We start from the raw sequence: 14,212 nt of genomic DNA on the forward strand, positions 1-14,212 counted from the left end.
GCCTCCGTACCGTCTTCGCCCCGCCTCTGCCAGGAGCAGATCTGCGGCGGGCAGAGACCGCTGTCCGGGCCGTCGCCGTCGGGCGATCGTGGAGTCATGACCGAGACCAGCCAGACCCAGCCCCTCGACGACCACCTCGCCACGCGCCTGCTGCACCAGCGGATCGTGCTGGTCGGCAGCGAGATCGACGACGCCGTCGCCAACCGCGTGACCTCGCAGCTCCTGCTGCTCGCCGCCGAGGACCCGGCGGCCGACATCAGCCTCTACCTCAACTCCCCCGGCGGCCCGACGAGCGCCGGGCTGGTCGTCCACGACACGATGCGGCTGCTGCCGAACGCCGTCTCCACGGTCGCGATCGGCTTCGTGGGCGGCACGGCGCAGCTCCTGCTGGCGGCCGGCGCCCCGGGCAAGCGCTACGCGCTGCCGCACGCGCGGATCATGATGCACCAGCCGGCCGGCGGGGCCGGCGGCACGACGACGGACGTCGTGGTGCAGGCCGAGAACATCCGGCACATCGAGGACGTGGTGACGCGGCTCCAGTCCGAGGACACCGGGCAGCGGGTGGAGACGATCGCCGCGGACGCCGGGCGCGACCGCTGGTTCACCGCCGAGCAGGCCGTGGACTACGGCATCGTCGACAGGATCGTGGACCGGGTGGACGACGTCCGGCCGGGCGGGAAGCGGCGCGCCGGGCTCTGAGCCCGGGCCGGCGGCTCAGGCCGCCAGCAGCACGGCCTCCCCGCGCCGCCCGACGGCGGACGTGCGGGCCGGAGCCTGTTGGCCGGCCTGGAGCGGGTGGCGCGACGACGAGAAGCCGGCCGAGCGGCGGGCGGCGGAGGACAGGACGCGGACCCGGCGGCCCTCCTCCTGCTCCGCGAGGGCGATCGCGAGGTCGGCCCACGCGCGCTCCACGAGGTCGACCAGGCGCAGGCCGAGCGCCTCGCACACCGCGGCGAGCACCTCGGAGGAGGCCTCCTTGCGCCCCCGCTCGACCTCGGAGAGGTAGGCGGTCGAGACGCGCGCGTCGGTGGCGACGTCGGCCAGGGTGCGGCGCTGCTCGCGCCGCGCGCGCCGGAGGATGCCACCGACGAGGTCGCGCAGCAGCGGTTCCCGGGTGTGCTCGAGGGTGCCCGACCGGGCTCCCGGTGCGCCGTCGTGCGTGGTGCCGAGCCCGGCCGGGCTCTCCGTACCTACCGAGATCATCGCCATGTGCCCACTCCCGCCGTTGGTACCCGTCACGCTACCCAACCCCACTGACATCCCGGGTCGTTCCGGCATCTGCTGCTGGCGTAACGCGCGGCCCGGGCAGGAGAGGTGCGGGCAGGGGCGGCCCGGGCACGGGCGGCGCAGGCCGGGTGCGTGTCAGTGGCTCCTGGCACCATGGGACCACCGACCAGGAGAGGACAGTGGTGTTCGGATCTATCGAGGTGCGCGGAGCCCGTGAGAACAACCTGCAGGGTGTCTCGCTCGACATCCCCAAGCGCAAGCTCACGGTGTTCACCGGGGTGTCCGGATCAGGCAAGAGCTCGCTCGTGTTCGGTACCGTCGCCGCGGAGTCGCGGCGGCTGATCGACGAGACCTACTCGGCGTTCCTCCAGGGGTTCATGCCCTCTCCCCCGCGTCCCGACGTCGACACGCTGTCGAACCTGTCGGCCGCCATCGTCGTGGACCAGGAGCCGATGGGCGCCAACGCGCGCTCGACCGTCGGCACGGCCACCGACGCCTACACAATGCTGCGCGTCATCTGGTCGCGGCTCGGTGAGCCGTACGTCGGCGGCTCGAACCTGTTCTCCTTCAACGACCCGCAGGGCATGTGCCCCGGCTGCGAGGGCCTGGGCCGCGTGTCCACGATCGACACCGAGGCCCTGGTGGACCGGAGCAAGTCGCTGAAGGAGGGAGCCATCACGTTCCCCAACTTCGGGGTCGGCACCTGGTACTGGAAGGTCTACGCGGACTCCGGCCTGTTCGACGTCGACAAGCCGCTGAAGGACTACACCGAGACCGAGTGGCACGACCTGATGCACGGCGACGAGCGGAAGGTCGTCGCGGGCGGCATCAACGTGACCTACGAGTCGCTGGTCCCCAAGATCACGCGGCTCTACCTGGTCAAGGACGTCGAGTCGATGAAGGGCGCGATGCGGGCGGCCGTGGACCGGCTCGCCACGTTCGCGTCGTGCCCCGACTGCGGCGGCACCCGGCTCAACGACCGGGCGCGGTCGTCCCTCGTCAAGGGCAAGCACATCGGCGAGGCCGCGGCCATGCAGCTGACCGACCTGGCCGAGCTGGTGCGTGACCTCGCCGACCCGCACGTGCAGCCCATCCTGGACGGGCTCAACGACCTGCTCGCCACGTTCGAGCAGATCGGGCTCGGCTACCTGTCGCTGGACCGCGAGTCGTCATCGCTCTCGGGCGGGGAGGCCCAGCGCACCAAGATGGTGCGGCACATGGGCTCGGCCCTGACGGACGTGACCTACGTGTTCGACGAGCCGACCATCGGGCTGCACCCGCACGACGTGCGGCAGATGAACGCCCTCCTCCAGCGCCTGCGGGACAAGGGCAACACGGTGCTCGTCGTCGAGCACAAGCCCGAGGTCATGGCGGCCGCGGACCACCTGGTCGACATGGGGCCGGGCGCCGGCACCCACGGCGGCACCGTCGTCTATCAGGGCGACCTCGCGGGCCTGCGCACCTCGGGGACTGCGACCGGCAAGCACCTGGACCAGGCCGTGACGGTCAAGGCCACGCCCCGCACGCCGACCGGGGTGCTGCGCATCGAGCACGCGAACCTGCACAACCTCCGGGACGTCTCGGTGGACGTGCCGCTCGGGGTGCTGGTCGCGGTGACCGGCGTGGCCGGGTCGGGCAAGAGCTCGCTCATCCACGGCTGCCTGCCGCGCGACGGCGTCACGTTCGTCGACCAGTCGGTGATCCGCGGGTCCCGGCGGTCCAACCCCGCGACCTACACCGGCATCCTGGAACCCATCCGCAAGCAGTACGCCCGGGCCAACGGGGTCAAGCCGGCACTGTTCAGCGCAAACTCGGCGGGCGCGTGCCCAGAGTGCAAGGGCGTGGGCCTCATCTACACCGACCTCGCCTTCATGGCGGGCGTCGCGAGCGTGTGCGAGGCGTGCGGCGGCAAGCGGTTCACCGACGAGGTGCTGGGCTACACCCTGCGGGGTAAGAACATCGCCGAGGTACTCGCCATGTCCGTCGAGGAGGCCCTGAACTTCTTCACGGAGAAGACGGTGCTCCCCATGCTGTCGCGCCTGTCCGACGTCGGGCTGGACTACATCTCCCTCGGCCAGCACCTGAACACGCTGTCCGGCGGCGAGCGGCAGCGCCTCAAGCTGGCGATCGAGATGGGCGGCGACACCCCGACGTTCGTGCTCGACGAGCCGACCGCCGGGCTGCACATGCAGGACGTCGACAACCTGTCCGGCCTGCTCGACCGCCTCGTCGACTCCGGCCGGTCCGTGATCGTCGTCGAGCACAACCTGTCGGTCGTCGCGCGGGCCGACTGGGTGATCGACATGGGTCCGGGCGGCGGGCACGACGGCGGCCGCGTGGTCTTCGAGGGCACGCCCGCTGACCTCGCCCGTCAGGAGTCCTCGCTGACGGGCCGCCACCTCGCGGAGCTGCTCGCCTGAGCCGGGGCGCCCCGGCCGGGCACCCCGCCCGAGGCCCGGCGCCGAGCCCAAGGCCCGGCCGGACAGTGCCCCCACCCGGGTTCGAACCGGGACTGTGCCGGGTTTAAGCCGGCTGCCTCTGCCAGTTGGGCTATGGGGGCGCACCCCAGAGACTACCGAGCGGCACCCGACGACGGAGCCCCTGGCCCCGGCCTGTCAGAACATCCCGGAGCTGTCAGACGTACAGGTCACCCGGGTGACCTGTACGTCTGACAGCCGCGGGAGCATCTGACGGCGCGGAGCCAGGGGCTCGGTGCCTGCCCTGGGGCGGCGGTGTCAGGCCTTGGCGCCCGACTCGGCGCGCTCGGCGGACGACTCCGCCTTCTGCTCGACCTTCTCGCCCACGGGCTTCGGCGGCACCGACGCGTTGCGGAACTCCTGCCGCGGGTCGTGCAGCGAGCCCAGCGAGACCAGCTCGCGGCCCAGCAGGAACTGGCCGATCCAGCCGATCAGGATGCGGACCTTGCGGTTGCCGGTCGGCATCGCCATGACGTGGTAGCCGCGGTGGGCCACCCAGGCCGGGAAGCCGCGGAGCTTGACGAACCCGAACAGCTCGGCGACGCCCTTGTACAGACCCAGCGACGCGACCACACCGACGTTCTTGTGGTTGTACTCGACGGCGGGCTTGTCCTTGTAGAGCGCGACGATGTTGTCGGCCAGGCGCACGGCCTCGCGGATCGCGTGCTGCGCGTTCGGCGGGCAGAACTTGCCCGGGTTGAGCACGTCCGGCACGGCGGCGCAGTCGCCGGCGGCCCAGGCGCCGTCGATGATCTCGCCGTCCTCCGTGGCCACCTGCAGGGTGGGGAGCACGATGACGCGGCCCAGCTTGTCGAACGGGAGGTCGGACGCCTCCTTGATGACCGGGTTCGCCTTGACGCCGGCGGTCCACACGATCGTCTCGGTGTCGAACTCGACGCCGGTCGAGGTCACGACGTGCCCGTCCACGCAGGACGACAGGAACGTGTTGAGGTGGAACTCGATGCCGCGCTTCTTCAGCTCGGCGAGGGCGTACTCGCCCATCGGCTCGGTGACCTCGGGCAGGATGCGGCCCGCGCCCTCGATCATGACGAAGCGCAGGTCGGAGGTCTCGATCGTGTCGTACTGACGCGTCGCGTACCGCGCCATGTCCTCGATCTCGGCGAGCGCCTCGATCCCGGCGAACCCGCCGCCCACGAACGTGAACGTGAGCATGCGCTTGCGCAGGTCGGCGTCCCAGGTCGAGGAGGCGATGTCCAGCCGGCTGATGACGTGGTTACGGACCGCGATGGCCTCTTCCACGTTCTTGAAGCCGATGGCCGACTCCGCGAGGCCCGGGATGGGCAGCGTGCGCGACACCGAGCCGAGGCCGACGACCAGCTGGTCGTACGTCACCTCGTACTCGTCGCCCTCCTCGGGCTGGATCTTCACGGCCTTGCGACCATGCTCGATCGTGGTGACCTTGCCCTGCAGCACGTCGATGCCCTTGAGGGCCTTCCGGTGCGGGGCGACGACGTCACGGGCGTCGATCGAGCCGGCCGCGGCCTCCGGCAGGAAGGGCGCATACGTCATGTACGGGCGCGGGTCGACGACGACGATGGCCGCTTCCCGCTTCTTCAGCTTCTTTCGCAGGCGGCGCGCCACGTAGAGGCCGACGGACCCGCCGCCGAGCACCACGATGCGCGGCACCTTCCGCGGGCGCGGCGTCGCCGGGTCGGAAGCATGGCTGACCGAGGTCAGGTCGTTCTGAGGCATGATTCCCAGGGTACCGCGCCCTAAGCGTGTTTCTTCACATGGCAAAGAGCGGCGGGAGCGTGACGCCCACCACGCCGCTTCGCTGCGTATCGTGCCCGGTCAACGGACCAGGTGCGACGCGAGTTCCCGATCCGCCGAATCCGGGCACCGCGACTTCGACGGTCAGCCCATCGACAGCGCGATCCCGTCGAGGATGTCGTACTCGCTCGTGACCACGTGCGTCAGCGACCCGCCCGCCGTCCGGACGTCGGCCGCGACGCGCTGGATCACCTCGGACCACACGAGCGCCCCGGCCGCGATCACGTCGACCCGCCCCGGGTGCAGGAAGCCCATCGCCGTGCGCTCGGCCCGCGGCGCCGCGAGGAGCGCCGCGCAGGACTCCAGCACGGTCTCGACCGGCAGCTCCGCCTGGTTCACGCGCTCGCGCCGGTACTCGGCCAGGCCAAGGGCGTGTGCGGTGACGGTCGTGATCGAGCCCGCCAGCCCCACGAGCGTGGCGGTCTCCCCGAGCGGGACCACGCGGGCGGCGTCGTCCAGGTGGGCACGGACATCGGCACGCGCCTCCTCGATCTCGCCGGCCGACGGCGGGTCGCCGTGCAGGTGCCGCTCCGTCATCCGGACCGAGCCGATGTCCATCGAGATGCTCGCGTCAACCGTGCTCGTGCCGAGCACCAGCTCCGTGGAGCCGCCGCCGAGGTCGACCACGAGGAACGGGCCGGCGTGGTTCTCCGCGACGGCACCGGTCGCGCCGCGGAACGACAGCTGCGCCTCCTCGTGCCCGCTGATCACCTCGACGTCGACGCCGAGCGCGTCCCGGACCCCGTCGAAGAACGCGTCGCGGTTGCGTGCGTCCCGCGTGGCCGACGTCGCCACGAACCGCACGCGCTCGGCGCCCGCGGCCTCGACGGCGGTCGCGTACTGCCGGGTCGCCGCGAGGGTGCGCTCCAGCGCCTCGGGCGCGAGCTCACCGGTGCGGTCCACGCCCTGGCCCAGCCGCACCACCTCCATGCGGCGGTCGAGCTCCGTGAGGTTTCCGGCGGCGTCGACGTCCGCGACCAGCAGGCGGATCGAGTTGGTGCCGCAGTCGATCGCGGCCACGCGAGTGGAAGTCACACGGGGATTCTTCCAGGCACTCCCGCCGCGCGACGCCGGACGTGCCGGATCGCGAGAAACCTCACGTCGGCCCGCCGGCGGTTCCAGGCGCCAGGCAGGGCCGGGCGTCCGGCAGGGCTCAGCAGGTGCAGCGGTCCGGGCGCCACGTGTCCCGGGCCAGCGCGAGCGCCTCGTCGCCGAGCGGGTTCACGCCCGGGCCGGCGGCGAGCGCGTGCGCGAACAGGACGTGCAGGCACTTGACGCGCGTCGGCATACCGCCGGCGGAGATGCCGTCGATCTCGTCGACGTGGCCGATCGCCTCGCGCTGCGCCAGGTAGTGCTCGTGCGCCTTCCGGTAGGCGGCGGCGAGCTCCTCGTCGGTCTCGAGCCGCGCCGTCATCTCCTTCATGACGCCGTTGGCCTCCAGCGTCGAGGCGGCGGCGACCGCACCGGGGTGGGTCAGGTAGAAGACGGTCGGGAACGGGGTGCCGTCGGGCAGCCGGGGCGCGGTGCGCGCCACCGTCGGACGCCCGCACACGCAGCGCGCCGCGATCCCCACGACGCCGCGGGGCTCCCGGCCGAGCTGCTCGGCAAGGACACGCAGGTCGTCGTCGGACACGGTCTCAGTCGCGGTGTTCACCGCCCCATTGTCTCCCAGGGCGCGGCCTGCACCGGGCTCGGGCTTCGCCCGGCCCGAGCCCGGCACCGCGCGCCGTCGTGCCGCCTACTCCCCGTCCGCGATCCGCACGGAGTCCCAGACGCTCGTGTACCAGGGCGCGGCGCCGTCCTCGGACGCGCCCGGCGACGGCTCGACGACCCCGGGCTCCGGCTGCTCCTGCTCCACCGAGTCGGTGTCGAGCGGACGCCACACCTTGTCCCCCGGCATGACGAACTGCAGGCGCGACCGCGCCTGCTCGATCACGTACGACCGGTCGTCCCAGCGCGCCAGCTCGGTCTCGAGCTCGGACTTCTGCTCCTCCTGCTGGCTCAGCTCGGAGCGCAGGTCGCGCAGCTCGGCCTGCTGCGTCACGACGGCGCGCACCGTCGGCAGCAGCAGCACCACCGCGAGGAGCACCACGACGGACAGCACCATCGCGCGGACGGTGAGCACCTCGGGCATCACGAACCCGTAGCTGCTGCGCCTGCGGTCCGCGCGAGCGGGGCGGGTGGGCGGCGCGACACTGCCCGTGGCCGTGCTCCGGCGGCGCGGCTGCGCGGGTCGCTTCGCCCCGCTGCCCGACGTCGGACGCGTGCCCCGGGGAGCGGCGCCCGCCGTGCGGGCGGCACCCGTGGCGCGGGCGGCGGGCCGGGAGGCGGCGGCGGTGCGCGGCGGGGCCGCGCGGCGGCTCGCCGACGTCGACGGCGTGGCGGGCTTGCGTCCGGCGGTCGCCCCCGTCGTCGAGCGGGCGGACGACGGCTGCGCAGTCGACCGGGCCGCCGTGGTCGGCCCCTGCTTCTTGCCCGCCGCAGCCCTCGGGGCCTTCGCGGTCTTGGGAGCCTTCGCGTCCTTGGCCGAGGCGCCCTTCGCGGCGGAGCCCTTCGCCGTCGTGCCCTTCGGCGAGTCCTTGGCGGTCGAGCCCTTCCGGGGCTGCTTCTTCGCCGGCGTGGCGCCCTTGCCGCCCTTCGCGCCGGACGATCCCGACCCCGCGCGCGGGGTCGACGACGGGCGCGCGCCCGAGCCGCGCGCCGAACCCGAGGGCCGCGCCGGGCGACGTGAGGAAGGCATGGGTCGATTGTGCCGATTCGCCGGTCCTTTGTACCGGCATTACCTTCGGCGCGCCGTGTGTCGAACCTGTGGAACCCAAAAAGCTGTCAGACACCGCCGGACGTGTCAGACGTACAGGTCACCCGAGGAACCTGTACGTCTGACACGTCAGCGCGTGTCTGACAGCTCTGCGCGGTACTGCCGCACCGGCACCGGTCGAACGGTTGAGGCCCCCTCGACCGGCGCCGTCAGGCCCGGACCAGCCCGGATCGGGCGGATCAGGCCCCGATCAGCCCTGGAAGCGCGGGAACGCCGAGCGACCGGCGTAGGTGCCGGCCTCGTCGAGCGCCTCTTCGATGCGCAGGAGCTGGTTGTACTTGTTGATGCGCTCGCCACGGGCGGGGGCACCGGTCTTGATCTGGCCGGCGTTCGTCGCGACGGACAGGTCCGCGATGGTGGTGTCCTCGGTCTCGCCGGAGCGGTGCGAGGTCATCGTGGTGAAGCCGTTGCGCTGCGCCAGCGTCACGGCGTCGAGCGTCTCGGTGAGCGTGCCGATCTGGTTGAGCTTGACCAGCAGCGAGTTGGCCGACTTGAGCTCGATGCCCTTGGCCAGGCGCTCCGGGTTGGTGACGAACAGGTCGTCGCCGACGATCTGCACCTTGTCGCCGACCTTGCTCATGAGGCCGCTCCACGAGTCCCACTCGTCCTCGGACAGCGGGTCCTCGATCGAGACCAGCGGGTAGTCCGCCACGAGCTGCTCGTAGTACGCGATCATCTCGTCCGGCGTCTTCTTGCCGCCCTCGAACGCGTACACGCCCTCCGAGAAGAACTCGGTGGACGCGACGTCGAGCGCCAGGCCCACGTCGGTGCCCGGCGTGAGGCCGGCGCGCTCGATCGCGACGAGGATCAGGTCGAGCGCCTCGCGGTTGCTGCCGAGGTTCGGCGCGAAGCCGCCCTCGTCGCCCAGGCCGGTGCCCAGGCCCTTCTCCTTCAGCACGGACTTGAGGGAGTGGTACACCTCGGTGCCGGTGCGGAGCGCCTCACGGAACGTGGGGGCGCCGATCGGGGCGACCATGAACTCCTGGATGTCGACGTTCGAGTCCGCGTGGGACCCGCCGTTCAGGATGTTCATCATCGGCACGGGCAGGACGTGCGCGTTCGGGCCGCCCACGTAGCGGAACAGGTCCAGGCCCGAGCTCTTGGCGGCGGCCTTCGCGACGGCGAGGGACACGCCCAGGATCGCGTTGGCGCCCAGCTTGCCCTTGTTCGGCGTGCCGTCCAGGTCCAGGAGGGCCTGGTCGATGATGCGCTGCTCCTCGGCGTCGTACCCGATGAGCTCGGGGGCGATCTCGTCGTTGACGGCCGCGACCGCCTTCTCGACGCCCTTGCCCAGGTAACGGCCCTTGTCGCCGTCACGCAGCTCGACGGCCTCGAACGCGCCGGTCGAGGCACCGGACGGGACCGCCGCACGGGCGAAGGTGTTGTCGTCGAGGACGATCTCCACCTCCACGGTGGGGTTGCCGCGCGAGTCGAGGATCTCGCGTGCTCCAACGGCTTCGATGCTAGCCACGGGGTCTCCTTCTAAGGATGTTGCTCGGAGGTTACGGCCCCCAGCCTAGGACGTCGGGCGAGGGGGCGCGGAACCGTCCACGAGGCCGCAGTTCACAGCGCCACCACAGGTTGGCGGCAGTGCGGCCACAGCGTGCGTTCCTAGCGTCCCGACCGTCCGGCGCGGCGGTCCGCCCGGACACCAACGTCCCCGCACGTTCCTCAGGACCCCAGGCAGGAGCCCATGTTCTTCACCTATCTGCGCAGAGAGCTGCGCAACCGACGCAAGCAGACGGTCGTGGTCGCGATCGGCCTCGCCGTCGCGATCGCGCTGGTCATCGTCGTCAACGCGGTCTCGACCGGCGTCAGGAACGCCCAGTCCGAGGTGCTCGAGTCGGTCTACGGCGTCGGTACCGACATCACGGTCAACCAGGCCGCCGAGGGGCCGGGCGAGGGCGGCGGTCCCGGCCGGTTCGACTTCGGCGGGGACGAGGGCGAGGCCGGCGAGGACGGCACCCGCAGCCTCGCGCAGGACCGCCTGAGCACGGCCATGGGTTCCACCTCGTTCGACGCCGCCGCGCTGGAGTCGGTCTCCGGCCTGGACCACGTGACCGGCGTCGCCGCGACCCTGGACCTGCAGAACATGTCCTTCTCCGGCGAGATGCCGGACTTCGAGGCCATGCAGGAGGGCGGCGGCCCCGCGCAGCTCCAGATGGGCGAGGACGGTTCGGCCGAGGGGTCGGCCGGCGGGTCGTCCTTCGAGATCGAGCAGTTCACCGTCACGGGCGTGGACCCGGACGCCGCCGCCGTCGGGCCGCTGACCACCGCCACGGTGGCCGACGGCCGGACGCTGGAGGCGGGCGACGAGAATGTCGCCGTCCTGGACGCCACGTACGCCGAGCAGCAGGAGCTCGCCGTCGGCGACACGATCACCACGGGCGGCGAGAAGCTGGAGATCGTCGGCACCGTCTCCTCCACGACGGGCGACGGCGTCGCGACCGCGTCCGACGTCTACGTGCCGCTCGCCACGGCCCAGACCCTCGCGGACCTCGCCGACCAGGTCACCGACGTCTACGTGCAGGTCGACTCGGCCGAGAACGTGGACGCCGTCGCGGCCGCGATCGAGGGCGAGCTGCCCGACGCCTCCGTGAGCACGCAGTCCGACCTCGCCGAGAACGTCACCGGCTCGCTCTCGACGGCGTCCAACCTGATCGGGACGCTCGGCACCTGGCTGAGCATCATCGTGCTGGCCGCGGCCTTCGGCCTCGCGATCCTGTTCACCGTCTCCGGCGTGAACCGCCGCACCCGCGAGCTGGGCACCCTCAAGGCGATCGGCTGGAGCAAGGGCCGCGTCGTCGGCCAGGTGGCCGGGGAGTCCGTGGTGCAGGGCCTGATCGGCGGTGTCGCCGGCCTGGCGATCGGCGCCCTGGCCGTGTTCGCGATCAACCTGGCGGGCATCACGCTGAGCGGCGGCACCTCGGGCGGCGGCTTCACGATGGGCGGCCCGGGCGGTGGCGGCGGCGCTGCGCTGCCCGACGGCGGCGGCGCGGGCGGGGCCGGCGGTGCGACCGGCGGCTTCGGCGGGGTGCGCCCTGCCGGGATGGCCGACGCCGCGAGCAGCGCCGTCGACGTCGCCCTCCAGGCCCCGGTCAGTCTGTGGATCGTCCTGGCCGCCGTCGGCCTCGCCGTGCTGGGCGGGCTGATCGCGGGCGTGGTCGGCGGCCAGCGTGCGGCACGCCTGCGGCCGGTCGAAGCTCTTCGCTCTCTCGCGTGAGCCGGAGGTGCAGCGCAGGGTGCGGGCCGAGGAACGAGGCACGCGCCCGGAGCGGAACCGCAGGTTCACGCGACAACAGGCACAGCTGAAAGGACTGACTACCCATGTATCAGATCGACGACCTGACGAAGACGTACCAGCAGGGCAAGCGTGTCGTGCGTGCGCTCCGGGGTGTGTCCCTGACCATCGGCGACGGCGAGCTCGTGGCCGTCCAGGGCCCGACCGGCGGCGGCAAGTCCACCCTGCTGCAGATGCTCGGCGGGCTGGACCGTCCGACGTCGGGCACCGTTAAGCTCGACGGGGCCGACCTGGCCGGGATGAGCGACGCGCAGCTCACCGCGGCGCGGGCCGAGACCATCGGGTTCGTGTTCCAGAACTTCAACCTGATCCCGACGCTCACCGCGCTGGAGAACGTGGAGACGGCGCTCGTGCCGGCCAAGATCCCGCGGCAGACCCGGAACGCGCGGGCGCTGGCGGCGCTGGAGTCCGTGGGGCTCGGCGACCGGGGCGACCACCTGCCGGGCGAGCTCTCGGGCGGGCAGCAGCAGCGCGTCGCCATCGCGCGGGCGCTGGTGAAGAACCCCAAGGTGCTGCTGGCCGACGAGCCCACCGGCAACCTCGACGAGGAGACCCGCGACGAGATCGTGGACCTCATCGTGGGGCTGTGGAAGGACCAGGGACTGACGATCGTGCTGGTCACGCACGACTCGGTGGTCGCGCAGCGGACGCCGCGCCGGCTGCGGATCGCCAAGGGCGCGGTGAAGGACCTGACGGCGGCCTGATCCCGGCCTGGTCCCCTGCGGGTCGGCAGTCCCCTGAGGGGACTGCCGACCCGCAGGCCGCTCGCAAGGAAGGAGACCTGACGAATCGTTACAGACGATTAACACGAGTTTCCAGGCGACCCCTCTCCCGTGGCGATATGGTCCAAACCTCCCCGCCAGTTGACCGGGGAGACGATCTGGGGAGGCAATCAGTGAGGCAAGCACGTTTCGCCACCTTCGCCGCGGGGGCGGCTGTGGTGGCCCTGACCGTGGCCGGGTGCAGCCCGAGCGACACCGCCGACGACGACGGACCGGTCACCCTGAAGCTCACGATCGACCAGGACATGGAGACGCTCTTCCCGGGCGACTCCGGCAACGCCGACAACATCGCGATCCTTGACGTCGTCTACGACGGCCTGGTGCGCTACGACCCGGAGACCACGGAGCCGTACAACTACGTGGCCGAGTCGATCGAGTCCGAGGACAACGTCGTCTGGACCATCAAGATCAAGCCCGACCTGACGTTCCAGAACGGTGAGCCCGTCGACGCCGCTGCGTTCGCCCGCTCCTGGAACTACACGGCCGGCCACTCCGAGCTGTACAGCAACTACTTCTTCGAGCGCTTCAAGGGCTACGAGGAGATGCAGGACGAGCTGGACGACGACGGCAACATCGCCGAGGAGAACTCGGTCGAGGAGCTGTCCGGGCTCACCGTCGTGGACGACCTGACGCTCGAGGTCGAGCTGACGGCGCCGTTCGCGGGCTTCTCCACGATGCTCGGGTACACCGGCTTCTTCCCGGTCGCCGAGGAGTGCCTGGCCGACGTCGAGGCCTGCGCGGTCACGCCGATCGGCAACGGCCCCTTCCAGGTGACCGAGTGGGATCAGGGCGTCGCCGTCGACGCGCAGCGCTGGGAGGACTACCCGCTGGACGAGACGCCCGAGGGTGTCGACGCCATCAACTGGCGCGAGTACTCCGGGGCGTCGTCCTGGGCCGACTTCGAGGCCGGCGACATCGACGTCAGCTACCCGGCACCGGCCGACCTGGCCGCGGCGCAGGAGGACCCGGAGCTCTCCGAGCGGCTGGCCCAGGCGCCCGGCGCGGCCCTGACCTACATCGCCTTCCCGCTGTACGAGGGCGGCCCGTGGCAGGACAAGGAGTTCCGCAAGGCGATCTCCCTGGCCATCGACCGGGACACGATCATCGACCAGCTCTCGGGCGGCCTGGCCACCCCGGCCGACTCGTGGGTCGTGCCGGACGGCGTGCCCGGCGGCGAGGCCGGCACCTGCGAGTGGTGCACGTTCGACCCGGATGCGGCGAAGGCCGCGCTGGAGGAGGCCGGCGGCTGGCCCGAGGGCGAGACGCTGACGATCGGCCTGAGCGACGACGAGACCGAGATCGAGTACTTCAAGGCCATCGGTGACTCCATCGAGGCCAACCTCGACATCCCGTACGAGCTCAAGCCGAACCCGGACTTCTTCACCATCCGGTCCGAGCACGGCTTCGACGGCATCTTCCGGAACAACTGGTTCCCGGACTACCCGCTGAACGAGAACTACCTGTCCTTCTACGCCGTGGGCGAGGAGGGCGCGGGCAACTTCGGCTGGTACAGCGAGGAGTTCGAGGACAAGCTCGCCGAGGGCGACCAGGCCCCGACCCTGGACGAGGCGGTCGTGAAGTACCAGGAGGCCGAGGCCATCCTGGCCGACGAGTTCCCGACCATCCCGTTCCGGTTCAACGCGGGCGCCGAGTACTACAGCGAGCGCCTCGACGACGTGGTGCTCGACCCGTTCAGCGGCGCCGTCCGCGTGCGCGAGCTGACGGTCACGGAGTAACCAGATCCACCCCGCACGTGTCAGACGTACAGGTCACCCCGGTGACCTGTACGTCTGACACGTGAACCCCCATCCCCCCG

General features: G+C 71.5%; 11 protein-coding genes and 1 tRNA gene. 5 read left to right on the plus strand and 7 right to left on the minus strand.

The genetic code is table 11. From position 1 onward, the window contains the following. Positions 1-96: 96 nt before the first annotated feature. Complete coding sequence (locus FHX71_RS20310) at positions 97-699, plus strand: ClpP family protease (RefSeq protein ID WP_182619262.1); 603 nt, start codon at positions 97-99, stop codon at positions 697-699. A 15-nt stretch (positions 700-714) separates the two neighbouring features. Here the strand turns inward: FHX71_RS20310 and FHX71_RS20315 are convergent, their stop codons facing one another. Further along, positions 715-1,209, minus strand: coding sequence for a helix-turn-helix domain-containing protein (locus FHX71_RS20315; RefSeq protein ID WP_281383858.1), 495 nt, complete (start codon positions 1,207-1,209; stop codon positions 715-717). A 197-nt stretch (positions 1,210-1,406) separates the two neighbouring features. Here FHX71_RS20315 and FHX71_RS20320 point away from each other — a divergent pair, with 197 nt between their 5' ends. Continuing rightward, positions 1,407-3,647, plus strand: coding sequence for an ATP-binding cassette domain-containing protein (locus FHX71_RS20320; RefSeq protein WP_182619263.1), 2,241 nt, complete (start codon positions 1,407-1,409; stop codon positions 3,645-3,647). A gap of 66 nt (positions 3,648-3,713) precedes the next feature. Here FHX71_RS20320 and FHX71_RS20325 read toward each other — a convergent pair. The 6 genes from FHX71_RS20325 to eno form a co-directional block, all read right to left on the minus strand. Next, a tRNA-Leu gene (locus tag FHX71_RS20325) sits at positions 3,714-3,787 on the minus strand. A gap of 175 nt (positions 3,788-3,962) precedes the next feature. Then, positions 3,963-5,417 (minus strand): NAD(P)/FAD-dependent oxidoreductase, encoded by a 1,455-nt coding sequence (locus FHX71_RS20330; protein ID WP_182619264.1) that lies wholly within the window; start codon positions 5,415-5,417, stop codon positions 3,963-3,965. Between the two features lie 162 nt (positions 5,418-5,579). Beyond that, positions 5,580-6,530: a Ppx/GppA phosphatase family protein gene (locus tag FHX71_RS20335; protein WP_182619265.1), complete on the minus strand. Its 951-nt coding sequence runs from the start codon at positions 6,528-6,530 to the stop codon at positions 5,580-5,582. 118 nt (positions 6,531-6,648) lie between these two features. Beyond that, positions 6,649-7,149 (minus strand): DUF501 domain-containing protein, encoded by a 501-nt coding sequence (locus FHX71_RS20340; protein ID WP_182619266.1) that lies wholly within the window; start codon positions 7,147-7,149, stop codon positions 6,649-6,651. 84 nt (positions 7,150-7,233) lie between these two features. Further along, positions 7,234-8,235 (minus strand): septum formation initiator family protein, encoded by a 1,002-nt coding sequence (locus tag FHX71_RS29445; RefSeq protein WP_246403351.1) that lies wholly within the window; start codon positions 8,233-8,235, stop codon positions 7,234-7,236. 268 nt (positions 8,236-8,503) lie between these two features. Next, entirely contained in the window at positions 8,504-9,784 is a 1,281-nt protein-coding gene (gene eno / locus FHX71_RS20350; protein ID WP_182619267.1) for a phosphopyruvate hydratase, read from the minus strand. A 222-nt stretch (positions 9,785-10,006) separates the two neighbouring features. On the opposite strand from eno, the gene FHX71_RS20355 reads away from it, so the two are divergent. From FHX71_RS20355 to FHX71_RS20365, 3 genes are all read left to right on the plus strand, one after another. Next, positions 10,007-11,536, plus strand: coding sequence for an ABC transporter permease (locus FHX71_RS20355; protein ID WP_182619268.1), 1,530 nt, complete (start codon positions 10,007-10,009; stop codon positions 11,534-11,536). Positions 11,537-11,640: 104 nt separating this feature from the next. Further along, a complete protein-coding gene (locus FHX71_RS20360) occupies positions 11,641-12,318 on the plus strand; it encodes an ABC transporter ATP-binding protein (RefSeq protein WP_182619269.1) in 678 nt (225 codons plus the stop codon). A 191-nt stretch (positions 12,319-12,509) separates the two neighbouring features. Continuing rightward, entirely contained in the window at positions 12,510-14,132 is a 1,623-nt protein-coding gene (locus FHX71_RS20365) for a peptide ABC transporter substrate-binding protein (protein ID WP_182619270.1), read from the plus strand. The last annotated feature ends 80 nt before the right edge of the window (positions 14,133-14,212 follow it).

This window comes from Promicromonospora sukumoe, assembly GCF_014137995.1.
In the GTDB taxonomy this organism is placed as follows: domain Bacteria; phylum Actinomycetota; class Actinomycetes; order Actinomycetales; family Cellulomonadaceae; genus Promicromonospora; species Promicromonospora sukumoe.

Bases quoted from the DNA above. Each gene is read 5' to 3' on its own strand.
- FHX71_RS29445 (WP_246403351.1), bottom strand. From the start codon at position 8,235: ATGCCTTCCTCACGTCGCCCGGCGCGGCCCTCGGGTTCGGCGCGCGGC.
- FHX71_RS20330 (WP_182619264.1), bottom strand. From the start codon at position 5,417: ATGCCTCAGAACGACCTGACCTCGGTCAGCCATGCTTCCGACCCGGCG.
- FHX71_RS20360 (WP_182619269.1), top strand. From the start codon at position 11,641: ATGTATCAGATCGACGACCTGACGAAGACGTACCAGCAGGGCAAGCGT.
- FHX71_RS20355 (WP_182619268.1), top strand. From the start codon at position 10,007: ATGTTCTTCACCTATCTGCGCAGAGAGCTGCGCAACCGACGCAAGCAG.
- FHX71_RS20310 (WP_182619262.1), top strand. From the start codon at position 97: ATGACCGAGACCAGCCAGACCCAGCCCCTCGACGACCACCTCGCCACG.
- FHX71_RS20315 (WP_281383858.1), bottom strand. From the start codon at position 1,209: ATGGCGATGATCTCGGTAGGTACGGAGAGCCCGGCCGGGCTCGGCACC.